24 protein-coding genes are annotated in these 24,850 nt (G+C 68.9%); 8 read left to right on the top strand and 16 right to left on the bottom strand.

Annotation, left to right across the window (positions count from 1 at the left end; all coding sequences use genetic code 11):
• Positions 1–11: 11 nt before the first annotated feature.
• From ACN675_RS10570 to egtA, 9 genes are all read right to left on the bottom strand, one after another.
• Entirely contained in the window at positions 12–1,241 is a 1,230-nt protein-coding gene (locus ACN675_RS10570) for a cytochrome P450 (protein WP_420750819.1), read from the bottom strand.
• Positions 1,242–1,254: 13 nt separating this feature from the next.
• Positions 1,255–1,443 carry a ferredoxin gene (locus ACN675_RS10565; RefSeq protein WP_420750818.1) on the bottom strand — a complete coding sequence of 63 codons (189 nt, stop codon included), beginning with the start codon at positions 1,441–1,443 and terminating at the stop codon, positions 1,255–1,257.
• Between the two features lie 9 nt (positions 1,444–1,452).
• Positions 1,453–2,286: a mycofactocin-coupled SDR family oxidoreductase gene (locus ACN675_RS10560; RefSeq protein WP_420750817.1), complete on the bottom strand. Its 834-nt coding sequence runs from the start codon at positions 2,284–2,286 to the stop codon at positions 1,453–1,455.
• Between the two features lie 339 nt (positions 2,287–2,625).
• Positions 2,626–3,339, bottom strand: coding sequence for a FadR/GntR family transcriptional regulator (locus ACN675_RS10555; protein WP_420750816.1), 714 nt, complete (start codon positions 3,337–3,339; stop codon positions 2,626–2,628).
• Positions 3,340–3,514: 175 nt separating this feature from the next.
• Entirely contained in the window at positions 3,515–4,396 is an 882-nt protein-coding gene (locus tag ACN675_RS10550; RefSeq protein ID WP_420750815.1) for a TIGR03619 family F420-dependent LLM class oxidoreductase, read from the bottom strand.
• A 153-nt stretch (positions 4,397–4,549) separates the two neighbouring features.
• On the bottom strand, positions 4,550–5,506 hold the full coding sequence (gene egtD, locus ACN675_RS10545; RefSeq protein ID WP_420750814.1) for an L-histidine N(alpha)-methyltransferase: 957 nt from the start codon (positions 5,504–5,506) through the stop codon (positions 4,550–4,552).
• A complete protein-coding gene (gene egtC / locus ACN675_RS10540) occupies positions 5,503–6,252 on the bottom strand; it encodes an ergothioneine biosynthesis protein EgtC (RefSeq protein WP_420750813.1) in 750 nt (249 codons plus the stop codon). The genes egtD and egtC overlap by 4 nt, the downstream gene beginning before the upstream one ends.
• Positions 6,245–7,534, bottom strand: coding sequence for an ergothioneine biosynthesis protein EgtB (gene egtB, locus ACN675_RS10535; protein ID WP_420750847.1), 1,290 nt, complete (start codon positions 7,532–7,534; stop codon positions 6,245–6,247). The genes egtC and egtB overlap by 8 nt, the downstream gene beginning before the upstream one ends.
• Positions 7,535–7,554: 20 nt before the next feature.
• Positions 7,555–8,781, bottom strand: a complete 1,227-nt coding sequence (egtA, locus tag ACN675_RS10530; protein WP_420750812.1) for an ergothioneine biosynthesis glutamate--cysteine ligase EgtA — start codon at positions 8,779–8,781, stop codon at positions 7,555–7,557.
• Between the two features lie 155 nt (positions 8,782–8,936).
• On the opposite strand from egtA, the gene ACN675_RS10525 reads away from it, so the two are divergent.
• From ACN675_RS10525 to pth, 3 genes are all read left to right on the top strand, one after another.
• Positions 8,937–10,106 (top strand): aminotransferase class V-fold PLP-dependent enzyme, encoded by a 1,170-nt coding sequence (locus ACN675_RS10525; RefSeq protein WP_420750811.1) that lies wholly within the window; start codon positions 8,937–8,939, stop codon positions 10,104–10,106.
• 212 nt (positions 10,107–10,318) lie between these two features.
• Positions 10,319–10,930 (top strand): 50S ribosomal protein L25/general stress protein Ctc, encoded by a 612-nt coding sequence (locus ACN675_RS10520; protein WP_420750810.1) that lies wholly within the window; start codon positions 10,319–10,321, stop codon positions 10,928–10,930.
• A 114-nt stretch (positions 10,931–11,044) separates the two neighbouring features.
• The gene (pth, locus tag ACN675_RS10515; protein ID WP_420750809.1) at positions 11,045–11,617 is read left to right on the top strand and encodes an aminoacyl-tRNA hydrolase; all 573 of its coding nucleotides are present in this window, start codon (positions 11,045–11,047) and stop codon (positions 11,615–11,617) included.
• Between the two features lie 55 nt (positions 11,618–11,672).
• On the opposite strand, the gene ACN675_RS10510 is transcribed toward pth, so the two are convergent.
• Entirely contained in the window at positions 11,673–13,307 is a 1,635-nt protein-coding gene (locus tag ACN675_RS10510) for a fatty acyl-AMP ligase (RefSeq protein WP_420750808.1), read from the bottom strand.
• A 224-nt stretch (positions 13,308–13,531) separates the two neighbouring features.
• Between ACN675_RS10510 and ACN675_RS10505 the strand changes: the two genes are divergently transcribed.
• Positions 13,532–15,181, top strand: a complete 1,650-nt coding sequence (locus ACN675_RS10505; RefSeq protein WP_420750846.1) for a peptide chain release factor 3 — start codon at positions 13,532–13,534, stop codon at positions 15,179–15,181.
• 92 nt (positions 15,182–15,273) lie between these two features.
• Positions 15,274–15,870, top strand: a complete 597-nt coding sequence (locus ACN675_RS10500) for a hypothetical protein (RefSeq protein ID WP_420750807.1) — start codon at positions 15,274–15,276, stop codon at positions 15,868–15,870.
• Positions 15,871–15,962: 92 nt separating this feature from the next.
• Here ACN675_RS10500 and ACN675_RS10495 read toward each other — a convergent pair whose 3' ends face one another.
• From ACN675_RS10495 to ACN675_RS10480, 4 genes are all read right to left on the bottom strand, one after another.
• On the bottom strand, positions 15,963–17,003 hold the full coding sequence (locus ACN675_RS10495) for an enoyl-CoA hydratase/isomerase family protein (protein ID WP_420750806.1): 1,041 nt from the start codon (positions 17,001–17,003) through the stop codon (positions 15,963–15,965).
• A gap of 55 nt (positions 17,004–17,058) precedes the next feature.
• Positions 17,059–17,490, bottom strand: a complete 432-nt coding sequence (locus ACN675_RS10490; protein WP_420750805.1) for a VOC family protein — start codon at positions 17,488–17,490, stop codon at positions 17,059–17,061.
• Positions 17,487–17,969: a nuclear transport factor 2 family protein gene (locus tag ACN675_RS10485; protein WP_420750804.1), complete on the bottom strand. Its 483-nt coding sequence runs from the start codon at positions 17,967–17,969 to the stop codon at positions 17,487–17,489. Before ACN675_RS10485 ends, ACN675_RS10490 begins: the two co-directional genes overlap by 4 nt.
• Before the next feature lie 166 nt (positions 17,970–18,135).
• Entirely contained in the window at positions 18,136–18,750 is a 615-nt protein-coding gene (locus ACN675_RS10480) for a TetR/AcrR family transcriptional regulator (protein WP_420750803.1), read from the bottom strand.
• A 96-nt stretch (positions 18,751–18,846) separates the two neighbouring features.
• Between ACN675_RS10480 and ACN675_RS10475 the strand changes: the two genes are divergently transcribed.
• The 3 genes from ACN675_RS10475 to ACN675_RS10465 are packed head-to-tail and all read left to right on the top strand — an operon-like array spanning position 18,847 to position 22,318.
• On the top strand, positions 18,847–20,370 hold the full coding sequence (locus ACN675_RS10475) for an acetyl-CoA acetyltransferase (protein ID WP_420750802.1): 1,524 nt from the start codon (positions 18,847–18,849) through the stop codon (positions 20,368–20,370).
• Entirely contained in the window at positions 20,367–21,161 is a 795-nt protein-coding gene (locus ACN675_RS10470) for an enoyl-CoA hydratase-related protein (protein ID WP_420750801.1), read from the top strand. The genes ACN675_RS10475 and ACN675_RS10470 overlap by 4 nt, the downstream gene beginning before the upstream one ends.
• A gap of 2 nt (positions 21,162–21,163) precedes the next feature.
• A complete protein-coding gene (locus ACN675_RS10465; RefSeq protein WP_420750800.1) occupies positions 21,164–22,318 on the top strand; it encodes an acyl-CoA dehydrogenase family protein in 1,155 nt (384 codons plus the stop codon).
• A gap of 77 nt (positions 22,319–22,395) precedes the next feature.
• Here ACN675_RS10465 and ACN675_RS10460 read toward each other — a convergent pair whose 3' ends face one another.
• Both ACN675_RS10460 and ACN675_RS10455 read right to left on the bottom strand, forming a co-directional pair.
• The gene (locus tag ACN675_RS10460; RefSeq protein ID WP_420750799.1) at positions 22,396–22,824 is read right to left on the bottom strand and encodes a DUF6069 family protein; all 429 of its coding nucleotides are present in this window, start codon (positions 22,822–22,824) and stop codon (positions 22,396–22,398) included.
• A 134-nt stretch (positions 22,825–22,958) separates the two neighbouring features.
• Positions 22,959–24,755, bottom strand: a complete 1,797-nt coding sequence (locus ACN675_RS10455) for an ABC-F family ATP-binding cassette domain-containing protein (protein ID WP_420750845.1) — start codon at positions 24,753–24,755, stop codon at positions 22,959–22,961.
• Between the last annotated feature and the right edge of the window lie 95 nt (positions 24,756–24,850).

Raw genomic sequence — 24,850 nt, 5'->3', positions numbered from 1 at the left:
GAATCCGCTCGTCAATCGGAGACGACGTCCACGGTGAACTCGTGAATTCCGCGCGTCGGCATGGAGTGGTATTCGATCTCCTGTCCCTGCGAGAGCGCAAATTTCGGGAGACGCTCGACCATTCGTCCGAGGACCGTCGTCATCATGACGCGGGCGAAGTTGGATCCGAGGCAGCGGTGCGGACCGATACTGAAAGCAATGTGGTTCTTCTCCTTGCGGTGCAAGTTCCACGTGTGGGGGTCGTCGAACTTTCGAGGATCACGGTTCGCGCCGTTGTAGGACGTCCAGACCTTTGCTCCTTCGGCGAGCTCGGTGCTGCCGATCGTGACGGGGCAAGTCGTGGTGCGCTGGAGAACAGTGACGTTCGCAAACATGCGCAATCCTTCTTCGACCGCGTCGGGGACCAAGCTGGGGTCGGCAACGATTTCGGCCCAGTCGTCAGGGTGCGTTGCGAAGTGGTGGATCGTTCCGCCGAGGACGGTTCCGGTGGATTCGAGGCCGGCGATCGACAAGGGCAGGACGACCGCGACACGCTCGGAAAGGGTGGGTTCGCGGCCGTCGATGGTCTCGACAGTGGCGACCATGCTGACGAGGTCCCCGTCGATGGGATTCGCCATCCGTTCCTGGACAAGTTCCTCGATGGCGGTGTAGAGGCTCACATAGGCCTCGCCCGAGGCCTCGGGCGTTTCGGCAACGAAGATGTCGTGAGCCCACCGCATCCAGTCGTCGATCCGGTCGTCACCCAGCAGCAGAAGGTTGGTGAACACAGCCCGCAACTGGAGCGGGCGCAGGAAATCCTCCATTACGCGGAAGCGGCCGGCCGCGATCCCGGCATCGAGCAATGTGTCGATCGCAGCGGTGAACGTCGGCACGAAGCGACGCATCTTTTCTTCGGTCAGCTCGGGATTGAGAAGCTTGCGCCAGTCGGTCTGCGCGGGCGGATCGAGGTCTTCGGGTAGGAATCGGCCCTCGTTCTTCGGGGCTTCGGAACGGTTGTCCCCGCCCAGGATTGCAACACCGTACTCGGACGAGAACCGCTTCCAGTCCCGCAGGATCTTGAAGACGTCCTCGTAGCGCGTGGCGACGTAGCACGGTGTATCGCCCTGCATGTGCACGTCGAGCGTGTCGGAGTCCTGCATCCGGCTGATTTCGGGCCAGAAATTCTGGTTGAATTCACCGGACCAGAGATCGACGGGACATCCGGTCCGCGCCTGCACGTCGGGGGTCAGTTGTTCTGTCATGTTCGGATCCCTTTCACACCAGAGTGATTGCCGCTTCGGGGCACACGGATACGATCTCTTCCGGATCGACGTTCACAGGTACCGCGCCTCCACCGAGGAGGACGGCCCGGCCTTCGTCGTCGGCATCGAACAGTTCGGGGAATCGTGCGTAGCAGCGTCCGTGGGCCTGGCAGTAGTCGACGTCTACAGCAATTCTGGACATCGTCACCTCCTAGGATCGAGCCAGCTGGCCGCCGTCGACCGGGATGGCCACGCCGTGGATGTATCGCGCCTCGTCCGACGCCAGCCACGCCACCGCGTTGCTGACGTCTTCGGGCTCGACCCACGGGATCGGCAGCAGCGTCAGCTGAGCGAACAGGTCGGCCGCGTCGTCCGCGGTCGGATTCTCGAGGTGCGGAAGGAACATCTTGAGCAGGCTCTCGTTGATCGCCATAGGGGTGTTGACCGCGCCGGGATTGACCGAATTGACCCGAATGTTGTGCGCTCCCACTTCGTTTGCCAATGACAGCATCAGTCCTTGGAGACCGTGCTTGGAGGCGGCGTAGTGCGACTGTCCCGGGGCACCGCGCAGTCCGACTGTCGAACTGACGAAGATGACGGACCCGCCCTCGCCGCGCTCGATCATCTGAGGAAGCACGGCGCGGCACGCATGCCAGGCACCGACGAGGTTGGTGTCGAGGATGTCGGACCACTGCTGGTCGGACAGACCGACAACCTGACCCTGATTCGAGATGCCGGCGTTCGACACGAGAATGTCGATGCGCCCGAACTCGGCGACGGCCTCGTCCGTCACCGCTTGGAGCGAGGAGAGATCCCGGACATCCGCGGCGCGCGCGATGATCCGTCGGCCTTCCTTCTCCACCAAACGGACGGTTTCCTCGAGATCCTCCGGGGTGCCCTGGGAGTAGTCCAGCTGATCCTGCTGCCTACACAGGTCGACGGCAACGATGTCCGCGCCGTCCTGCGCCAGTCGCACCGCGTGGGTGCGGCCCTGACCACGTGCCGCACCGGTGATGAATGCGACCTTGCCCTCCAACCGTTTCATGTACGCCTCCTGAGCGCTGCTGTGGATTGCCTGCAACCGGACACCGAGTCCTGCGGGGAACGAGAAGAGATGCCGCCGTCCACTACGAGAACAGCAACCGGATCGACCGGTGACGGAAATCACTTGGTTTCAATGAAACCCATATTGCTCATGATGAACTTGGAAGTCAAGGGATCGCTCGATATATCCCGGATTCCCCTCCGCAGCTTGCGCAACGGGGACGTCGGTCCCGCGTCGAAGGTCCCGATTCGGGAGAAACACGATGCCCGGCCGCGTAATTCACGGCCGGGCATCTGTGAGAGTGCGATCGGTTTCGCTACTGCAGTGCGGGTCGCGAAGCTACAACCACTCGACAGCAGATTCGAGAGTTCCGTTCAAGCGTTCACTGCAGTACTCGACGACACGGCGCAGGTGTTCCTCCATCAGTTCACGCGCCCTACGCGAATGACCTGCACTGACCGCCTTCGCCACATGCTGGTGATCGTCCAACAGCACATCGTTGAGTTTGCGCGGATCGTCCACCATCGCGACATGGTGTGCAACGATCTGCCCATACGCTTCGAGACTCAATGCCAGAACACGATTTCCGGACAACTTTGCTACCGCATGATGGAAGCCCGCGTGGGCCTCGAGGTAGGAATCCAGGCTCTCGGGCTCGACATGGGCACCGTCCACGACGAAACGACTCATCGTGCTTACGCGCAACGCAGCATCCGGATTACGAGCGGCCCGATCCGCGAGCTCACCCTCGGCCCAGACCCATGCCTCGAACAACTCCCCGTACGTAGCTCCGGACATGTTGTAGAAAAGGGCCGAAACCCGGCCCAGGTGAGCCGAATCGACCGAGCCGACCACCGGTCCACCCCCCGGGCCGCGCCTGATCGTAATCATTCCCTGGACCTCGAGCAGTCTCAATCCCTCCCTGAGGGATTCACGACTGACCCCGTACTTGTCCAGCATCGCCGCTTCCGACGGAAGGCATGTTCCCGGCTCGAGCCCCTCGGTCTGGATGTCCCCCACGATCGAGCGTGCGACGATTTCCGCGGCCTTCAACGGCCGGAGCAGCGATACCTCTCGGCCACCGCCCTCACTTCCGTTGTTGCTGCGCCGAACCCCGGTTCTCGGCATGGTCTCCCCTCCGTACTCGCGTCCCGCTCGGCTGCCGCACGCGGCGTCCGAGCGGGCGTTGCTCCGTCTGTGCCCGTCGATGCTATCGACGCACCGGCATCTACCGGCTCACCCGGCACCCGACTTCCAGCCTCTCGGCCGCCGCGGCCAGCGACGCTCGCCGTTCGGCGAGAGTCTCCCCGACCCAGAACTTGTCCGCCCACAACACCAGATCGTCCATCCCGTTCTCCCGATAGCGATGCAGATCGCCGGCATCAGCCGGGTCGACGCGGACATAGCACCGGAATTCGTCGGCGCGACCGGCTTCGGATCGGAGGCGCTCGATCTCCCGGACCATCCGGTACGACTCGGCGAAATCCGGTGTGCCCGAAGTAAACCAACCGTCCCCGAGAACGGCCGCGCGAGCGAGCGCTTTCGGTCCGTTGCCACCGAAGACCACCGGCACCGACACCGGTCGCGGGTGAACCTGCACCTCGTCGAACCGAAAATGCGCACCCTCGTGGGAGAACGGGACACCGACCCACGCCCTACGCATGATCTCGACACACTCCTCGGTGCGCGAGACGCGACTGCGGAACGGGACATCGAGCGCTTCGAACTCCTCCGCGAGCCATCCCGCTCCTACGCCCAGACGAACCCGGCCTCCGGACAATTCCTGCAGGGTGGCGACCGCGCGCGCCGACAGCAATGGATGACGGAGCGGTGCCAGGTAGACCGCCGTCCCGAGCTCGAGCGTTTCGGTCACCGCCGCGACGGCCGCAAGCACGACCAGGGGGTCCGGCAGGTCCGTCGTGGGGTCGACGAGGGGGCCGGTGTGATGTTGCCGGCTACCCGTCGACGGATGCTCGCTCTGATGACCGACCGGGTGCAGGACGTGCTCGCCCAACCACAGCGCGTCGAATCCCACCTCCTCGGCGCACACGGCGAGTTCGACGAGTTCTGCGCAGGTCGCCCCGTACGCGCTCAGACCGATGGACGGCACGCTTCACCTCTTCTCGCGGCGTCGCCGACGTTCCGTCGCGACTGTTACCTGCACCACAGTAGCGCATATTCATCATGATATAAATGGAGTCGCGTTGTCCAGCACCTACAGGGCCGCTGGCGAACACAGCGAGATCCAACCGGGGAAGGCGGATCAGCGACGCGACGCCCCGATCAGCGCGAACCGGTCGTCGGGGTCGACCCACTCGTGGCGGACGACGAACCCGGCGTCGGTGAGTTCGCGGGCGATGCCGTCGAGGCGGAACTTCGCGGAGATCTCCGTGCGTAGCTGCTCGCCTTCGTCGAAGGACACCTCGAGCCCCAGGCCGGGGATCTGCACTGTCATCGTCGCAGTGGCCTCGAGCCGCATCTCGATCCACTCGTTGTCCGCGTCCCACAGCGCCACGTGCCGGAAACGGTCCGGTTCGAAGTTCGCTCCCAGCCGTTGATTGAGCACGTGCAGCACGTTGCGGTCGAATTCGGCGGTGACGCCGGCGGCGTCGTCGTACGCGGGGACGATGATCTCCGGGTCGACGACGAGACCGACGCCGAGCAGCAGCCACTCCCCCTTGTCGAGGGTCGCGGCGAGTTCGGCCAGGAACTCGGCCCGCTCGGCCGGGACCAGGTTGCCGATGGTGCCACCGAGAAACGCGATCATCCGCCGGCCCCCGTCGGGCAGATGGCTCAGCGAACCGGTGAAGTCCCCGACCACCCCGCGGACCGCGAGGTCGGGGTAGTCGGCGGACAGGCGGGCGACCGCGCCCTGCAGGGCGGACTCGGACACGTCCTGCGGTACGTAGGTGTGCAGGTAGGGGGCGAGCGCGTCGAGCAGCAACCGGGTCTTCTCCGACGATCCGGACCCCAGTTCGACGAGCAGCTCGGGCCGCATCGCGTCCGCGATGTCCGCCGAGAACGCTTTCAGCAGAGCACGTTCGGTGCGGGTCGGATAGTACTCGGGCAGCCGGGTGATCTGTTCGAACAGATCGCCGCCGCGCTCGTCGTACAGCCAGGTCGGCGACAGCCACTTCGGGGTCGCGGTCAGGCCGCGGCGCGCGTCGGCCCGCAACGCCTCGTCGAGTTCGGCCGGGGTCAGATAGACGTCGACGGTCATACGCTCGGCACCTCCAGGGGGGACACGATCAGGTGTCCCGGTCGGGCGCTGACCAGATGCCGGTCCGGCACCTGCTTCCAGCGCGGATCATCGTCGTACGGTTCCGAGGACACCACCGCGATGCGCTCGTCGACGAGCACCCACAGCGAGTGGTACCACGCGGTCGCCCACAGTCCGGACCCGTTGCCCAACAACAGGTTCAGACGAGAATGCGGCGAAAGGTCGATCACGTCACGGACGAGCCGCATGAGCGCGGCCTCGGGCCTGTCGGTGCGCAGCCGCGATCGCAGCAGCATCCATAATGTCGCCGCGTCGGTGGGCGATTCGAGCCGCAGCAGCTCCGACACCGGGAGCCGCTGCGCGAGCGACACGAGCGTCCCGGGCCACCCGACGACCCGCCCGTTGTGACTGAACGCCCACCGGCCGTCCGTGAACGGAGCGGCCGCCGACCGCTCCACCGGCATACCCTCGGTCGCGGATCGGAGCGCGGCGATCATCGCCCCGGTCCGGATCGAGGACAAACCTTCGGTGACAAAGGGATCAGACCAGATCGGCTTCTCGCTCCGGTACCGGCCGGGGATGCCGTCGGCGGTCCACCAGGCCACCCCGAACCCGTCGGCGTTGACGGTGCCGCCGCCGCGCATGTCCTTCGGCGCCCACGACTGACGGAACAGCGAGTGCGGACCGTAGGTGATCAGCGACCGGGCCGTACGCACCGGGCCCAGGTAGCCCAGGTGCCTACACATCCGCGACGTCCGGCGTGTCGGGAACGTCTCGGGCACAACGGAATCCGGAGAATATCTGGCGCCGGATCGGATGGTCCCAGTTGCGGAAGGTCCCGCGGCACGCCACCGCGTCCGTACCGAACGAACCACCGCGCAGAACCCGGTAGTCGCCGCCGAAGAACACCTCGGAGTACTCACGATACGGAAACGCCCGGAACCCCGGATAGGGTTCGAAACCCGACGACGTCCACTCCCACACGTCACCGATCAGTTGCTGCACCCCGAGCGGCGACGCCCCCGCCGGATACGCGCCGACGACCGCGGGCCCGAGGTGACGCTGCCCGAGATTCGCGTGCTCGGGGCCGGGTTCGGCGTCACCCCAAGGGTATCGAGTGCTGCGCTGCTCCGCTGGGTTCCACCGCGCTGCCGTCTCCCACTCCACCTCCGTGGGAAGCCGCTTCCCGGCCCAGCGCGCGTAGGCGTCGGCCTCGTGGAAACACACGTGGACGACCGGTTCGTCGGGATGCACCGGCACCATGACCCCGAAACTGCGTCGCCACCACGTGCCGTCGTGCTGCCGCGTCCAGAACTGCGGGGCCTCGAGACCCGCGCGGAGCCGGTGCTCCCAACCGGTTTCGCTCCACAGTTCCGGGCGGTCGTATCCGCCGTCGGCCATGAACTCGAGGTAGCGGCCGTTGGTGACGGGGAAAGTGTCGATGCGGAAGGCCGGCACGTGCACGCGGTGCGCGGGCCGTTCGTTGTCCAGCGCTGCCGGATCGGTGGACGTCCCGATCTCGACTTCGCAAGCCGGGACCGCGATCTCGTCCGCCGCGACCGGACGTCCGGTGCGCGGCGCCTCCGGGGCGAACAACACCGGTGGGCCCGAACGCAACTGGTGGGTCGCGAGCATCGTCTCGTCGTGCTGCTGTTCGTGCTGCGCGATCATCGAATAAACGAATCCGTCGCGGGTGAGATCGGTGTCGAATGCGCACGTCTCCAACGATTCCGACACCCGCGCTCGCACATCGTCGGCGTACCGGCGGGCCTGCGCGGGATCGAGCAGCGGCAGACCGTTCCGGGTGGCCCGCGGATGACGGAACGCGTCATACAGATCGTCGAGATCGGCGCGCTCGGCCTCCAGTCCGGCGGCTTCGCGCAGCAGCCAGCGTTCCTCCTGGTTCGCGATGTGCGCGAGATCCCAGACCAGCGGGCTCATCAGCGGCGAATGCTGCGCTGTCAGTTCCGCATCGTCGAGGTCGGTCAGCGCAGCCGTGCGGACACGGGCGCGGGCGAGATCCCGCATCACCTGTGCCCGCAGCGCGCTCACCGGCTCTGATCCTCCGGTCCGCGACCGCGGCAGCACCGGACCGCCGCGGCATCGAGCGCCGCCGTGAATCTCATGTCCGGCGACGCCTCCGCCGCCAGCGCCAGCAAACCGACTGCCGCAGCACGTATTTCGAGACTGGCGAGGCCGTGCTGCGCGGCTTCCTCCCACCGGTCCGCGACCGGGGCCGCGATCGCCTTTGCCTCGTCCATCACCGCACGGGATCTCAGCAACGCCTCGATCGCCGCGACCGGGACCTGCCACAGATCCCCCGGTTGCGCGTCGAGATAACGCACCTCGAAGTGCCCGCACGGCCGCACCGGCGGAAACAGCGTCGTCAGGTGATAGTCCAGGTCCTCGACGGTGGGGCGGCGACCCAGATCCGCATCCAGGGAGCCGTCCAGCCAGTCCGCGAACGACGCATCCGGTGGCGCATTCCAGTCGGGGCCGGGCGATCGGACGCACAGCAGCGGCGCGTCGAGCGCCCACGCCGGGTAGTCGGCAGGGTCGGAGACCGGGGTGGTGCGTCCGGGGTCCAGGTTCAGCCACGTCCGCATGCGCTGCGACGCCCAGCTGCCGTCCGGAACACCGTTGAGCGCAGGCGAACACGCGAACGCGGCGATCATCGCCGGACCGATCGCGTGCAGGAGGTGCCAGCGGCGGCGCACTTCGTCGTCGTCCGCGCCGGCGTCGACACTGACCTGCACCGCGGCGGTGCTGTTCATCATCAGCCGCCCCATCGGGCCGATCCGGTCGAACCGCAGTTCCATCGCGCTGTAACGCGGAGTGCGCAGCAAGCGGTGCGGCGGCCGCACGCCGTCACCGGCGGAATCGAGCATGAGCAGCGACCGTCGGGCCAGCAGCGAGCGCAGCATCCGGGCATCCGCGACGAGACGGTCGCACACCTGCCGCGCCGACGCACACGGCACGCTGGACAATTCGACCTGGCCACCGGGTTCGAGGCTGACCACACTGCCCGACGGCAACGGTCGCGCCGACGACGTCGGAGCCACCGTCCGCGGGGCATGCGAACCGAGTGAATCGACGATCGACCGGAGTTCGGGACGGGCCGCCGTGCCGTCCGCACGGGCGGTGAGCCATTCCAGCTCCACCCCGATCAACCGCGGCGGCCCGAACCGGAAACTGCTGCGGCGAACGTGCGCCACCGCTTCCGCCCGCGACGTGAGGGCAGCGCGCGAGTACGCAGTGTTGATCGCAGTCGCCACTCGATCACCCTCTCTCGCCGCCGAGCCAGGACTGGGACGAGCCTAACGCGCCCGTTGCCGCAGCGCCGTGAGAACACCGGCCGCGACACGCGGTCCGGGGTTACATTCCAGGCGTACGGACTGTCCGTACCGGACGCGGAAGAGGTGGTCGCACCGTGCTCGATCTGCAACGGGTTCGCCGGGACACCCCCGGCTGCTTCGAGCGCGTGTTCCTCGACAGCGCCGGTTCGTCGCTGCCCCCGACACCCGTACTCGACACCGTCGTCGCGCACCTGCGCCGCGAAGCCGAGGTCGGCGGCTACGTCGCAGCGAACGAGCGGCTCGACGCGCTGGACGCCGTGAAGACGTCGATCGGCCGGCTGCTCGACGTCGATCCCACCTCGGTCGCGCTCACCGACAGCGCGTCCCGCTCGTGGACGTCGTTCTTCTACGCGGTGCCGCTGCACCCCGGCGATCGCATCCTCATCTCCCGCGTCGAATACGCCGCCAACGCGGTCGCCGCCCTGCAGCGCGCCCGCGCCACCGGCGCGACCGTCGAGCAGATCCCGTCCGGCCCGGACGGTCGCATCGACGTCGACGCACTCACCGCGATGCTCGACGAGCGCGTGAAACTGGTGTCGCTCGTGCACGCCCCCACCAACGGCGGTCTGATCAACCCGGTGCGGGAGGTCGCGGATGCGGCGCACAAGGTCGGGGCGCTCGTGCTGCTCGACGCGTGCCAGTCCGTCGGGCAACTCCCGGTCAGCGTGCCCGAACTCGACGTGGACGCGCTGTCCGCGACCGGGCGCAAGTGGCTGCGCGGCCCGCGCGGCACCGGATTCCTGTACGTGCGGCCGCGGCTGATCGGTGAACTCGAGCCCGCCGTGCTGGACCTGCACAGCGCCCGGTGGTCGGGAGCCGACGAATACGAGATCGCACCCGACGCCACCCGCTTCGAACTGTGGGAAGCCGACGTCGCCGCGCGCCTGGGCTTGGGGGCTGCAGTCGACTACCTGCTCGACCTGGGGATCGACGCGGTCACCGAGGCGATCGCCTACCGCTCCGAACACCTGCGCGACGGCCTAGGCCGCATCCCCGGGGTCGAGGTCCGCGACCTCGGTGATCCCCGCAGCGGCATCGTCTCGTTCACCGTGGACGGTCGCGAACCCACGGCGGTACGCGACGCGCTCGCCGAGCAGTCGATGACGGTGACCGTCAGTCATCGCAGTTCGACGCTGCTGGACATGACCGCGCGGACACTCGACGCGGTGGTGCGCGCGTCACCGCACTACTTCGTCTCCCCCGCCGACGTCGACCGATTCCTCGCCGCGGTGCGGAGCCTGTGACGGGGTGGGGGCCGTTCGCTTTACCCCCGCCGATCCGGTAAAGTACTTCGAGTTGTCTCGGCGAGGGTGAACCGCGAAATCGCTGGCTCACCGTGATCGACGCGGCTGCGGCTCCGCTCGAGCGTTCCACGCTCCCGGCCCGCGCGCGTCCGGTCCCGCATCGTCGAGAAGACCGACCCAGTGAGAGCCACAAGCGTAGGAGCCGTTACATCATGTCCGACGAGAACCGTCTCGTAGCCGCCGTCCGCACCGAGTTCGGCAAGGGCGCTGCCCGCCGTGCCCGCCGTGACGGACAGGTCCCCGCCGTGCTGTACGGCCACGGCACCGAGCCCAAGCACCTCGCCCTCCCGGCCCGCGAGTTCGCGGCCGTGCTGCGCGCCCACGGCACCAACGCCGTGCTCACCCTCGATGTCGACGGTTCCGAGGAGCTGGCGCTGACCAAGTCGGTCGTCGTGCACCCGATCCGCAACTACATCGAGCACGCCGACCTGCTCGTCGTCCAGAAGGGCGAGAAGGTCGTCGTCGAGGTGCCGCTGGTCATCACCGGTGAGGCCGCTTCCGGCACCCTCGTCGTCAACGAGGTCACCACCATCAAGCTCGAGGCCGAGGCCCTGCACATCCCCGAGCAGGTCGAGGTCTCCATCGAGGGCGCCGAGGCCGGCACCCAGATCCTCGCCGGTGGCGTCGAGCTGCCCAAGGGCGCGTCGCTGCAGGACGAGGCCGATCTGCTGCTCGTGAACATCGTCGTGGCACCGTCCGCCGAGGCCCTCGAGGGCGAAGCGGTCGAGGGCGCCGAGGCCGAGGCTCCGGCCGAGGAGGCCTGAGCCACCCACGGCTCCACATGATTCGTTGCGGCGCGTCATCCCCCGCGGGATGGCGCGCCGCGCGCGTGTGACCGGTCGCCGCAACCGCCACCGGTCGGGAAGGAACACACGAACGTGAGCGAGGACACCGCGCTCGTCGTCGGCCTCGGCAATCCCGGGCCGAAGTACGAGAAGACCCGTCACAACATCGGTTTCATGGTGGCCGACGTGCTCGCCGGGCGCGTGGGCGGTTCGTTCGGCGCGCACAAGCGCAGCAACTCGGACATCGTGCAGGCCCGCCTCGACGGCAGGCAGGTGATCATCGCGAAACCGCGCACCTACATGAACCTGTCGGGTGGCCCGGTCGCGGGACTGGCGAAGTTCTTCTCGGTCGACCCGGCGAACATCGTGGTGATCCACGACGAGCTGGATCTGGATTTCGGCACCATCCGGCTCAAGCTGGGCGGCGGCGAGAACGGGCACAACGGGTTGCGGTCGACGTCGAGTTCGCTGGGTACGAAGGACTACCTGCGGGTGCGGATGGGCATCGGCCGTCCCCCGGGCCGGCAGGATCCGGCCGATTTCGTGCTCAAGCCGTTCTCGACGACCGAGCGCAAGGAACTCGACGTGTTCTGCGAGGAGGGGGCGGACGCCGTCGAGCTGCTGCTGCGCCTGGGCCTCGAGGGCGCGCAGAACCGCATCCACTGAGCGCTGCCCCTCGTGCGCGTTTTCGGTAGCGGGTGCTACCGAGAACGCGCACGGGTCACCGGGCCAGGAGGGCGGCCGAGCTGCCGCGCCGCAGCTTGCCGGACGACGTCTTCGGGATGCTGCCGGGACCGAGCACCGCGACCGTCCGGGGCCGCACCCCGACCTCGGCGACGACGGCGTGCACCACCTCGTGTTCGATGCGGCGGACCTCGGCAGGGTCGTCGATCCGGTTGGTTTCGACTGCGACCGCGAAGGATTCGCGTTTGTCGCCGGCGTCGAGACGGATCGCGACGGCGTTCCCGGGCCGCACCCCGTCGACGCTGCACGCGGCACGTTCGATGTCGGTCGGATACACGTTCCGGCCGCCCATGATGATGACGTCCTTGACCCGCCCGCACACCACCACGCGGCCTTCCTCGGTGAAGTAGCCGACGTCGCCGGTGTCGAACCAGCCGTCGGCGTCCTGCGCCGCGACCGGCCCGTCCACGGTGAGATAACCCGAGGTCACGGCCTTGCCGCGCAGCTGGATGATGCCGACACCGCGCGGGGGAAGAACCTGCCCGTCGCGGCCGACGACGCGCCCCTCGAGCCCGGGGACGAGATGCCCGAGCGTGGCCAGCCGCCGCCCGTTCGGCCGGGTGGTGGGCACGGCCATGCCGCCGGCTTCGAGCAGATCCGGGTCGACGATGTCGAGGACCTGCCCGTGCCCCGGGTCCGGGACCGACACCGCCAGGGTTGTCTCGGCCATGCCGTAGACAGGGGCCAGGGCCATCGGGTCCAGCCCGAAACGCGCACCGGCCTCGGCGAGCGTGATCATGGTGTCGGGATCGACCGGTTCGGCGCCGTTCCACATCCACCGCATCGACGACAGATCGACGGCGCCGTCCGGCGCCTGTGCGAGCTTGCGGGCGAGCAGTGAGTACGCGAAATTCGGTGCGGCCGTGACTGTTCCGTGGTACTTGCCGATCAGCTGCGCCCACAGCAGCGGGGCCTTGAGGAATTCCAGCGGTGTCACCGACACGACCTCCGCGCCGACCTGCATGGGCACGCTGAGGAACCCGACCATCCCCATGTCGTGGAACAGCGGCAGCCAGCTGATCATCACGTCGTCGTCGAGGGAGTACTTGATGCGGTCGATCATCGCGTAGGCGTTGACATAGAAGTTCTCGTGCGAGATCAGCACGGCCTTCGGCGATCCGGTCGATCCGGACGTCAACTGCTGCAACGCGATATCCGATTCGGCGGTGTCGACCGGGTCGATCGGCGAACCCGCCCGCATCTGCGCGACCGTCACGACGCGGATGCCGCGTTCGCGCAGCACGGGTTCGGCCGCGTCGAACGGCGCCCCGAGCACCACCACCTGCGCGTCGATCATGTGGACGACCGTTTCGGTGTCACGCGCCCACGCGGCCAGGTCGGTGCGCGGCGTCGGCTGGTGCAGCATTGTGACGCTGCCGCCCCGCATCCAGATGGCCTGACACACCGGGGCGATGTCGACGGGATTGCCTGCCAGCACACCGACCGCGGCGCCGTGCCCGATGCCGGCCGCGGCCAGCGCCCCGGCCATGCAGCGCGCCTGCCGGTGGATCTCGCCCCAGGTCTGCCGCAGCGGCTCGTCCGGCTCCCCGGTGATCAGCCCACGGCGTGTGCTCTCCGCCGTCGCGTACATCTCGTCGGTGAATCTGCTCACGGGCACTCCTCGATCCGGTGGCTCTGTGGTCCAGGGTCCCCGCGCCGGGACCGATGAGGAACGGTGTCCCGGCAAACGTGACCGAATCTCACGAAAATCGACATCGAATCGCCGAGTAACATGGAGAAGTTGCCTGCGATACCCGCACCCCACCCCCGTTTCGAGAGGTCAGTTCCGCGTTGAGTACCCCGCCCGCCTCGGCCACCGGCGATACCGGCACCGCCATCAGCGACTCCGGCACAGCCGCCCTGTCCAAGGAAGTGCGCGCGGAGGCCGCTCGGCGCCGCACGTTCGCCGTCATCTCCCACCCGGACGCCGGTAAGTCCACGCTCACCGAGGCGTTGGCGCTGCACGCGAAGGTGATCTCCGAAGCCGGCGCCGTGCACGGCAAGGCCGGCCGCAAGTCGACCGTCTCGGACTGGATGGAGATGGAGAAGGCCCGCGGCATCTCCGTCAGCTCCACCGCACTGCAGTTCAACTACCGCTCGAGCGAGTCCACCGCCGACGAGGACGACCCGGGCAACGTCATCAACCTCGTCGACACCCCCGGCCACTCGGATTTCTCCGAGGACACCTACCGCGTGCTCACCGCCGTCGACGCCGCGGTCATGCTCATCGACGCTGCGAAGGGCCTCGAGCCGCAGACGCTGAAGCTGTTCCAGGTGTGCCGCCACCGCGGTATCCCGGTGATCACCGTGATCAACAAGTGGGACCGTCCCGGTCGCGCACCGCTCGAACTGCTCGACGAGATCGACGAACGGATCGGCCTGACCCCGACCCCGCTGTTCTGGCCCGTCGGCATCGCCGGCGACTTCCGCGGCCTGCTGCGGCGCGGTGAGGACGGCGCGGCCGAGGAGTACATCAAGTTCACCCGCACCGCGGGCGGCGCGAAGATCGCCCCCGAGGAGCACCTGGACTCCGACGCCGCGCTGGAGCGCGAAGGCGACGCGTGGGCCGAGGCCGCGGAGGAATCGGAACTGCTGTCGGCGAGCGGCCAGGACCACGACCAGGAACTGTTCCTCGCCGGTCAGACGTCGCCGGTGATCTTCGCGTCGGCGATGCTGAACTTCGGCGTGCGGCAGATCCTCGACACCCTCGTCGCCCTCGCGCCGCCGCCGCGCGCCCGCCTCGACATCGACGACCAGCCGCGCAACGTCGACGACCCGTTCAGCGCGGTCGTGTTCAAGGTGCAGGCCGGCATGGACACCGCGCACCGCGACCGCCTCGCGTTCATGCGCGTGGTGTCCGGGGTGTTCGAGCGCGGCATGGTCGTCACCCACGCCCAGACCGGCAAGCCGTTCACCACCAAGTACGCGTTGACGGTGTTCGGCCGGGAACGGTCCACGGTCGAGGCCGCCTATCCGGGCGACGTGGTGGGTCTGGTCAACGCGACCGCCTTGGCGCCCGGGCACACCCTGTTCGTGGACCGGAAGGTCGAGTTCCCGCCGATCCCGTCGTTCGCGCCGGAGCACTTCGCGGTCCTGCGGGTCGACGCCGCGTCGAAGTACAAGCAGTTCCGCAAGGCCGTCGACCAGCTCGACTCCGAAGGCGTCGTGCAGATCCTGCGCAACGAGGTGCGCGGCGACGCCTCGCCGGTGATGGCGGCCGTCGGCCCCATGCAGTTCGAGGTCGTCTCGGCGCGGATGAAGGCCGAGTACAACGTCGAACCGCGGATCGAACCGCTCGGCTACGCGCTGGCCCGGCGCACCGACGCCGCCTCGCGGGACGAACTGAACCGGCAGCGCGGCGTCGAGGTGTTCACCCGGTCCGACGGGGTACTGCTCGCGTTGGTCAGCGACAAGTGGCGACTGCAGTACATCCAGAAGGAGCTTCCGGATCTCACGCTGGAACCGCTGGTCGCCACCACCGACTGAGGTTGTTGCAGCGGCAGTGCATGTGACTCCGATTACTGGTATTTTCCTGCCGTCGAGCTGACGCTGGCTCGGGGGATTTTCAGGAGCTGTGGATGAACGACGACACCTCGGCCGTCGGGCCGGGCGGGAGACCGCCGCGCGCCCGCACCGGTTCCGCCAAGCGGAGCGATTCGCCGAAGCGCTCGGGGACCTTCATCTATCCGCTGCCCAGCACGCCGCTCCCGAGCAGCACCCCGATGACGAGCAGCCCCGGCCCGCGCGCCGAGGTCAGTCACGCATCCGATCGCAACCCGGCCGGCGGGGTGGGCGCCGGCACCACTACGGAAGGGACATCCCCGGTGAGCAGCACCAGCACGAACGGCACGAGCACCAACGGTATCGGCGCAACGCCGGCCACCACGACCGAACTCGGCAGCCTGCCGACGACCGGGCCGGCGGTCGGCCCGGCACGGCGCAACTCGATGGGGCAGGCGTCGGTGCGGATCGCCGCGCGGCTCGCGCACGGCGAGCTGGCCACCCGGAGCCACCGCAGTCACGCCTCGGACCCGACCGTCGACAACGACGAACTGCTGAGCCTGCTCGGCGAGTACCTGCTCGCCGGTGGTCTCGAGAAGCCGGAGATCCATGCGACCCTCGGCGGGCAGCCGATCGTCGTGGACCTGCAGGCACCGCAGCGCCCCACGCGCTGAACGAACTCCCGCCCTCCGGGTGACGGAAGCCGTCACCCGGTGCGGGGGCGTGTCTCCCGATCCTTCTTCTCGGATGCACCGGGAGACATGCCCTAGTCCTCGAAGAGCGCGGCGATCCTCGCGGGGTCGATGTCTTCGATGGTCTTCGGCGACCACGACGGGTTGCGGTCCTTGTCGACGAGCACGGCCCGCACCCCCTCCGCGAAGTCCGGTTCGCCGCAGATCCGGACGGCGACGTCGAGCTCCCGCGCGAAGCATTCGCTCAGGGTGCTCTCGGCGCCGCGGCGCAGCAGTTCGGCGGTCGCGTACAGGCTCGTCGGCGACAGCTCCCGCAGCGCGTCGCGGGTCTGCGTGGCCCAGGCGGGGTCGCCGAGCGTGTCGTCGTCGAGTCGCGTGACCATGTCGGCGACGGTGCCGTCGCCGAAGACCTGCTCGATGTCGGTGAACCGGTCGGCGAGCGCCGACTCGGGGGCCGGCTCGGCGAACTCGTCGAGAGCGTCCCGCCATTCGCCCGCGCGGATGCGGTCGGCGAGCGCACCGATGCGGTCGCTGGGCACGAAGTGCGTGGCCAGCCCGACCGCGAGGGCGTCGCCGGCAGTGACGCGGGCGCCGCTCAACCCCAGGTACATGCCGACGGCGTCGCAGCGTGCCGTGGTGCCGCGCAGCCGCGGCAGGAAGTGGCTCGCGCCGACGTCGGGGATGAATCCGATCGCGGTCTCGGGCATCGCGAGCATCGCATTCTCCGACACCACCCGCACCGCTCCGTGGACGGAGATGCCCAGCCCGCCGCCCATGGTGACGCCGTCGAGCAGCGCCAGGTACGGCTTGGGGTAGGTGGCGACGAGCTCGTCCAGCCGGTACTCCTCGGCGAAGTACGCCCGGACCCGGTCGGTGTCGCGGGCCAGCGCCGCGTCCCGCACCGATTTGATGTCCCCGCCCGCACAGAACGCGCGGTCGGAGGCGCTGGTCACCAGTACCGCCGTGACCTGCGGGTCGTCGCGCCACTGCGACAGCGGCGCGTACAGGTCACGGATCATCGAACTGTCCAGGGCGTTGAGCGCCGCGGGCCGATCGAGCACCACCTCGCCGACGCCGTTGGCGACGCGGGCACGAATGAAGGACGACTCTGTCACGGGCGGGAGCCTACCGGGCGAGGCCGTCACCGGCCGGACACACGGTGTTCGCGCACTACGGGGTGTCGCCGGTGGGGTTGCCCGTGACCGGACCGATGAGCAGCCAGCGATGCCCGAACGGGTCGAGCAGCGTCGCGTTGCGGTTGCCGTGGCTTTCGGTGATCCAGCGTTCGACGGTGCCGCCGGCGTCGCGGGCACGGGCCAGGACGGCATCGGTGTCGTCGACCGGCAGCATCAGGCTCACCGACGTCGAACCCGCCTCGGCGGCGGTCAGCCCCATCTCCGGGAACTCCTCGGCGACGTACACCATGCCGGTCGGGAAGATCAGTTCCGCATGACCGATCCGGCCGTCGTCCATCACGACCGGATCACCCGCGAGCTGCGCATCGAAAACCTTTGTGTACCAGTCGATTGCCGTACGAGCCTCGGAGACCGTGAGATACGGCAGCGCTCCCGGTCTCGGGAAGTCGATCCCGTCGAACGTCATGATGCGCGCGGAACCTCCAGCAGATCCCAGCGGTTGGAGGTGAGCCGGAAACTCGGCAGGTCGTCGAGGGAAACGACTGTCTCCCAGTTCCGTTCGTAGGAGGTGTGCGAGATGCGCCATTTCCCGTCGTCGCACAGCGCGTAGCGGTCGTGGTAGTACGCGGAACCGCGCAGCAGCATCCCGTCCTCGGGCACGACGACGGTGTCCGCGAGCAGCCACACGCCGGTGGCGCTCTTCCCGTCGGGGGCGACGTCGATCTCGGGGTGACTGCAGTGGTGCTCGGTGACGATGTGGGCGCCGAGCGTGTTCGCGAGAAAACCCACGAAGGCGTCCCGGGATTCGAAACTGAGATGCTCGCCGTAGACGGCGGTGGCCTCCGGAGTCAGTGTGTCCGCGAACTCGGCCCATTCCTTGGTGTCGAGCGCGCGAGCATAGCGGTACTTGACCCGCTCGATCGCACTGACGGCCTCCCGATCCATCGTCGACCTCCCGAGCCCGTACAACCTTTTGGTACCTGACAGCCAGGCTATCCCGGATTCCCGTCGGGGGGTATCGGTTTCGGAGGCTCGCCGGTCAATTCGATTGCAGTTCGGTTACGTCGCCGACGTGGTCGCCCGTGCGCCGTGTCCGGTCCGTGTCGCCGTGCTAATGGTCCGGCTGCGGCGGGGCCAGCGCCCGGATGGTCGCGTCGACGATGGTCTCCGCGTACGCCTCGTCCTCGGCGGCGGTGGCCGGGCTGCCGAGGGCGAACAGGACGTGGCTGAGCACCGCCCCGGTGACCATCTCGAGCAGCAGGGTCACGGACGCGTCCGCACGCAGTTCGCCGCGCGCGACCGCGCGGTGCACGATGGTGCGAGCCGCGAGCACCCGGCTGCGGTTGAGCGTGTCGGTGAGCCGGGCCAGCAGCTCCGGATGAGCGCGGGCGTCGAGTGCGACACGCAGGCTCACCAGCCCGGAGGTGGTGCGGTAGCCGCGGAGCAGCTGGCCCGCGAGCTCGACCAGGTCCGCGCGCAGGCTGCCGGTGTCGATCGGGTCCGGCAGCGGACTGCGGGCCTCGAGGGCCTGCACGAGCAGATCGTCCTTGGAATCCCATCGCCGGTACAGGGCGGCGCGGCCGACGCGGGCCCGGCGGCCCACGGCGTCGAGGGTGAAGCCGCGCCAGCTCGTCTCCGAGTAGACCTCGAGCACGGCGTCGAACACGCGGTCCTCGAGGTCGGCGTCACGCGGCCGGCCACGGCGTCGGGGTGATGCTTCGGTCACACCGGCAGTGTGCCAGACCTCGGAATTATTTACAGACTGGATCAGTCCGTATTACTCTTCGGTCAGTTCAACACCGCGTCTTCCCTAAGGACAGTGATGGCAGACCCCACCCGTGTACCGGTCGTGATCGGTGTCGGCGACCTCCGATCCGGTCGTGCCGGCTCCCCCGCCGACCCCCGCGAACCGCTCGACCTGATCCACGAGGCCACCACCGCGGCCCTCGCCGACACCGGCGTCGCCGACTCCGCCGCCCTCGCCGCCCGGGTCGACACGATCCGCGCCGTCAAGACCGCGAGCTGGGCGTACGACGACCTGCCGGGCCTGCTGGCCGACCGTCTCGGCGCAAACCCCGACCGCACCTCCACGACGCCGATCGGCGGGCACTGGCCCGCGGCGCTGCTCGACCGGATCGCCCACGACATCGCCGCAGGCACGAGCTCGATCGCGCTGCTCGTCGGCGGTGAGGCGCAGGCGTCGGTCACCGGTGCCGCCAAGTCCGGCACCGACCCCGCCGCACTCGGCTGGACAACCGCGCCCGGCGGTCCGCCCGCGTTCGACCCGGACGACCTGGGCAGCCTCGCCATGCAGCGTGCCGCGATGATCGCCCCGACCCGGGTCTACCCGCTGTTCGAGAACCGGCTCAGCTTCGAGGCCGGGCACGGGCACGACGAATCCGTCGCCTGGTCCGCGCAGCTGTACGCGGCGTTCTCCGAGATCGCCGCCACCAACCCGGCCGCGTGGAACCCGGACCTGCGCACCGCCGAGGACATCGCCACCCCCGGTCCCCGCAACCGAATGGTGACCGATCCGTACCCGCTGCTGATGAACGCGATGCCGTTCGTCGACCAGGCCGCCGCGGCCGTGGTCACGTCCCTAGCCGTCGCCCGCGACCTCGGCATCGACGAGGACAAGATCGTGTACGTGTGGGGCGGCGCCGGCGCCACCGAACCCGCCGACGTGCTCGCCCGCGCCGAGTTCGGCCGCTCGACCGCGCTCGCCGACGCCCTGGCCCGCACCCTGTCCCGCGCCGACATCAAGGCCCGCGACCTCGACATCGTCGACGCCTACAGCTGCTTCCCGGTGGTACCGAAGCTGCTCGTCGAGCATCTCGGGCTGCCGCGCGAGACCGTGCCCAGCGTCACCGGCGGGCACTCGTTCTTCGGCGGACCGCTCAACAGCTACACGCTGCACTCGATCGTCGCGGTCGCGCGACGGCTGCGCGCCGACGGCGAGCTCGCCCTCGTGCACGGCAACGGCGGATACCTGACGTACCAGCACACCGTCATCCTCGCCGCGGCGCCGCACACCGACGGCTACATCGGCGATCCGGAACCGGTGCTGCTGCCGGCAACCGGACCCGAAGCCTCCCTCGACTACGAGGGTGACGTCGAAGTCGTCACCGCCACAGCCGAATACGGACGTGACGGCAATCCGGCCACCGGCTTCCTCGTCGGCCTCACCCCCGACGGCCGCCGCGTCGCCGGACACACCGATGCCGCGGGCGCCGCGATCCTCGCGGCCGGCCCCGGCATCATCGGCCAGACCCTCCACGTCGCCGACGCCGGCGGCGCGCTCACCATCACTCTCGTCGATCAACCCTCCGAGGAGTCCGCATCGTGACCGAACCGGTCGTTCTCGTCGAGCAGCGGGACCACACCCTGCTCGTCACCATCAACCGTCCCCGCGCCGCCAACAGCATCAACGCGGAGGTGCACCAGGGACTCGGCGAGGCGTGGGAGCGCGCCGACGAAGACAACAGCGTCCGGGCGGTCGTGCTCACCGGTGCAGGCGACGGCGTGTTCTGCGGCGGCGCCGACCTCAAGGCCCTCGGCACCGCCGGACCCGACGGCGTCACCCCTCCCGAGACCGCGCACTGGGGCTTCGCCGGTGTGGTCAAGCACCACATCCGCAAGCCGGTGATCGCCGCGGTGAACGGCACCGCGCTCGGTGGCGGCACCGAACTCGCGCTCGCGAGCGATCTCGTCGTCGCCGCGGACAGCGCCGAATTCGGCCTGCCCGAGGTGCATCGCGGGCTCATCGCCGGCGCCGGCGGCGTGTTCCGCATCGGCCAGGCGATCCCGCGCGCAGTCGCGATGGAGCTCGTCCTCACCGGCAAGCCGATGTCCGCGGCCGACGCCCTGCGCTGGGGTCTGGTCAACCGCGTGGTGCCGCAGGCCGAGGTTCTCGACACCGCGCTGGCCCTCGCCGCCGACGTCGCGAAGGGCGCGCCGCTCGCCGTGCAGGCCAGCAAGACCGTCGCCCGCGGCATCATCGACGGCAACATCCCCGCCGAGGACCTGCCCTGGGAGCTCACCGACAAGGCCCTCGCACGTCTCACCACCAGCGCCGACACTCTCGAAGGCGTCATGGCCTTCATGCAGAAGCGCGAACCCGTCTGGAAGGGCGAATGAGCATGACCACCACCGAAGTGATTCGCTGGGACACCGACGAGCAGAAGGCACTGCGTCAGCTCGCCGCCGACTTCACCCGCAAGGAGATCGTCCCCCACCTCGACGAGTGGGAGCGGACCGGTGAGATCCCGCGCGAACTGCACCGCAAGGCCGCGGACGCGGGCCTGCTGGGCGCCTCCGTCGCCGAGGAGCACGGCGGATCGGGCGGCAACCCGCTCGACATGCTCGCGATCCTCGAGGAGATCATCCTCGCCGGTGGCTCGTCGGGCCTGATCTCGGCGCTGTTCAGCCACGGCATCGCCACGCCCCACATCATCGCCTCGGGTAACCAGGACCTCATCGACCGGTTCGCCCGCCCGGCACTCGAGGGCCGGATGGTCGCCTCCCTCGCGATCACCGAACCCAGCGGCGGCTCCGACGTCGCGAACATCCGTACCACCGCGCGGCGCGAGGGCGACGAGTACGTCATCAACGGCGCCAAGCTCTACATCACCTCGGGCACGCGCGCCGACTTCGTCACCACCGCGGTGCGCACGGGCGACGCCGGCGCCGGCGGCATCTCGCTGATCGTCGTCCCCACGGACACACCGGGTTTCACGGTCTCCCGCAAGCTCGACAAGATGGGCTGGCAGTGCTCGGACACCGCCGAGCTGTTCTACGACGACGTGCGGGTTCCGGTCTCGAACCTCATCGGGGCCGAGAACACGGCCTTCGCCCAGATCGCGCAGCAGTTCCAGGGCGAGCGGCTGTCGCTGGCCTTCCAGGCCGTCGCGACCGCACAGCGCTGCTTCGACCTGACCGTCGAGTGGGTCAAGTCCCGCGAGACGATGGGCCGTCCGCTGTCCAAGCGCCAGGTGGTGCGGCACCGCCTCGCCGAGCTCGCCACGGAGATCACCGCGGCGAAGACCTTCTGCCGGTCCGTCGCCGAGCGGTGGGTCAACGGCGAAGGCATGCTGCTCGAGACCTCGATGGCGAAGAACAACGCCGTCAAGGCGTGCGACCACGCCGTGATGGAGGCCGTCCAGCTCGCCGGTGGTATCGGCCTCATGCGTGAGAGCGAGGTCGAGCGCCACTTCCGCGACGCCCGCGTCCTCGGCATCGGCGGCGGCACCAACGAGATCATGAACGAGATCATCAGCAAGCTTCTGGGGCTGTAGCCAGTCTCGGGCGCCGGTGCGTCCTTCGGGCCGATGGGGGGCTCGAAGGACGCACTCGGTGTTTCAAGCGCAGGTTTTCAGCGGACCTTTTCCAGCGCGAGGACGGCGACGGCGGCGATCACCACGTGCATGAGGGTCAGCGTCACGGTGCTGGCCGCGTCGAAGTCCGCCGAGAGCGTGCCCGTGATCGTGGCGAGCGGAAGCAACGCCCCCACCACCTGGGCGATCCGCAGGAATCCTCGCCACCACAGGCCGAGCAGGACCGCGACCGTGAGTCCGATACCGAGGGGCACCACGGTCATGAGTACGACGCCGCCGGGTGCGGCACTGACGGTCGCGCCGGCGTCCGTGTGCTCGAACGAACCACCCGTGGCCAGGCCGATCAGCCACAGGACGAGGTTGAGAACGAGCGCTCCCGCGACCGCTGCGACCACGACGACGGGCCGTCCGGTCGTCCACGAACGGTGCAGAACAGTTGAGGAACTGGATGTTTCGACTGTGGACATCGATCCTCCTGATGAGTGTTGTCTGCTGACAGGACTCATCGTGCGACCTCGAGTCGACTCGAGGTCAAGAGGGCGGCTTCGCCGCCGGTGTGCCCTTGTGGCGGCCCGGGGCGCCACAAAGGCACACCGGGGCGTCAGCCCAGTTCTTCGGCGAGCTCCATCCACTGCTCCTCGGCGGCTTCCTTCTCCGCGACCACCTGGCGCAGTTCGGCGTCGAGCTTCTGGAGCCGATCGGGATCGGTTGCCGCCTCGGCGAGCTGGTGGTGCAGCTTCTCCTCGCGTTCGGCGAACTTCGCGACCGCCCGCTCCAGCCGGGCGAGTTCCTTGCGGGCCGCGCGCTCGGCGGCGCCGTCGCGCTTGGGAGCCGCCGCCGCGTCCGCCGTGCCGGACTGCTTGACCGTCGACGCGACGGACGGCGCGGCGCCGGTTCCGAGTTCCGCACGGCGGCGCAGGTATTCGTCGATACCGCCGGGCAGGTTGGTGAGCTTGCCGTCGCCGAACAGCGCCCACGTCGAATCACAGATGCGTTCGATCAGGTACCGGTCGTGGCTGATGACGACCAGCGTCCCGGCCCAGCCGTCGAGCAGGTCCTCGAGCTGCTGCAGGGTGTCGATGTCGAGGTCGTTGGTGGGCTCGTCGAGCAGCAGCACGTTCGGCTCCGCCATGAGTACCCGGGTCAGCTGCAGGCGCCGACGCTCACCACCGGACAGATCGCCGACGGGGGTGCGCTGCTTGGCGGGCGTGAAGCCGAGTCGTTCCGCGAGCTGGCCGGCGGAGATCTCCTTGTCGCCCAGGGTGATTCGCTCGGCCACGTCCTTGACCGCCTCGAGCACCCGCATGTCGGTGGGCAGATCGTCGAGTTCCTGCCGCAGCCAACCGATCTCGACGGTCTGGCCCTGCACCCGGCGACCCGACGCCGGTTCGAGTTCCCCGGCGAGGGTGCGCAGCAGTGTCGTCTTGCCGGAGCCGTTGACCCCGACCAGACCGATCCGCTCCCCCGGCCCGAGACGCCACGTCAGGTCACGCACCAGCTCCCGCCCGTCGGGCGTGGTCAGGGTCGCGTCCTCGAGCTCGACCACGATCCGCCCGAGCCGGCGCTTGGCGAAGGATGCCAGCGCCACCGAGTCGCGCGGCGGCGGCACGTTCGCGATGAGCGCCTCCGCGGCCTCGATCCGATACTTCGGCTTGGACGTGCGCGCCGGGGCACCGCGCCGCAGCCACGCCAGTTCCTTGCGGGCAAGATTGCGGCGCCGCTCCTCCATGGCGTCGGCCTGGCGGGCCCGTTCGGCCCGCGCGAAGATCCAGTCGTTGTAGCCGCCGTCGTAGCTTTCGACCTTGCCACCCACGACCTCCCACGTGCGGGTCGCGACGGTGTCGAGGAACCAGCGGTCGTGGGTGACCACGACGAGGGCGCTGCGCCGCGACAACAGATGCTCGGCCAGCCACTGCACCCCCTCGACATCGAGGTGGTTGGTGGGCTCGTCGAGCACCAGCAGGTCGAGCTCCTGCACGAGCGCGGCGGCGAGCGCGACCCGGCGGCGTTCACCGCCGGACAGCCCGTCGACGACCGCGTCGAGGCCGAGATTGTCGATGCCGATGCCCGCGAGCACCGAGCGGATGCGGGCATCGCCCGCCCATTCGTGTTCGGCGACGCCGAGCGGCCCGAGCACCACGTCGCCGACGGTGGAGCCGGCCGGCAGCACCCCACGCTGGGTGACGACGGCCATCCGCAGGCCGCCGACGCGGCTGACGCGGCCGGAGTCCGGTTCCTCGAGCCCGGCCAGCACCTCGAGCATCGTCGTCTTGCCGCCGCCGTTGAGGCCGACGACACCGATGCGCTCGCCTTCCTCCACGCCGAGGGACACCGAGTCCAGCAACGGCTTGATGCCGAAGGACTTCGAGACCTGTTCGAGATTGATCAGATTCGCCACGCGGAGCAGTGCCTTCCGGTTTTCGGGGATCGAGAGGGTCAGGGGGTGGAGGTGCCGACGACGCGGGCGCCGTGCACCGGACCGGACGCGACGCG

Source organism: Rhodococcus sp. O3 (genome assembly GCF_048897285.1).
GTDB lineage: Bacteria > Actinomycetota > Actinomycetes > Mycobacteriales > Mycobacteriaceae > Rhodococcus.
This window is presented reverse-complemented; position numbering and strand designations above follow the sequence as displayed.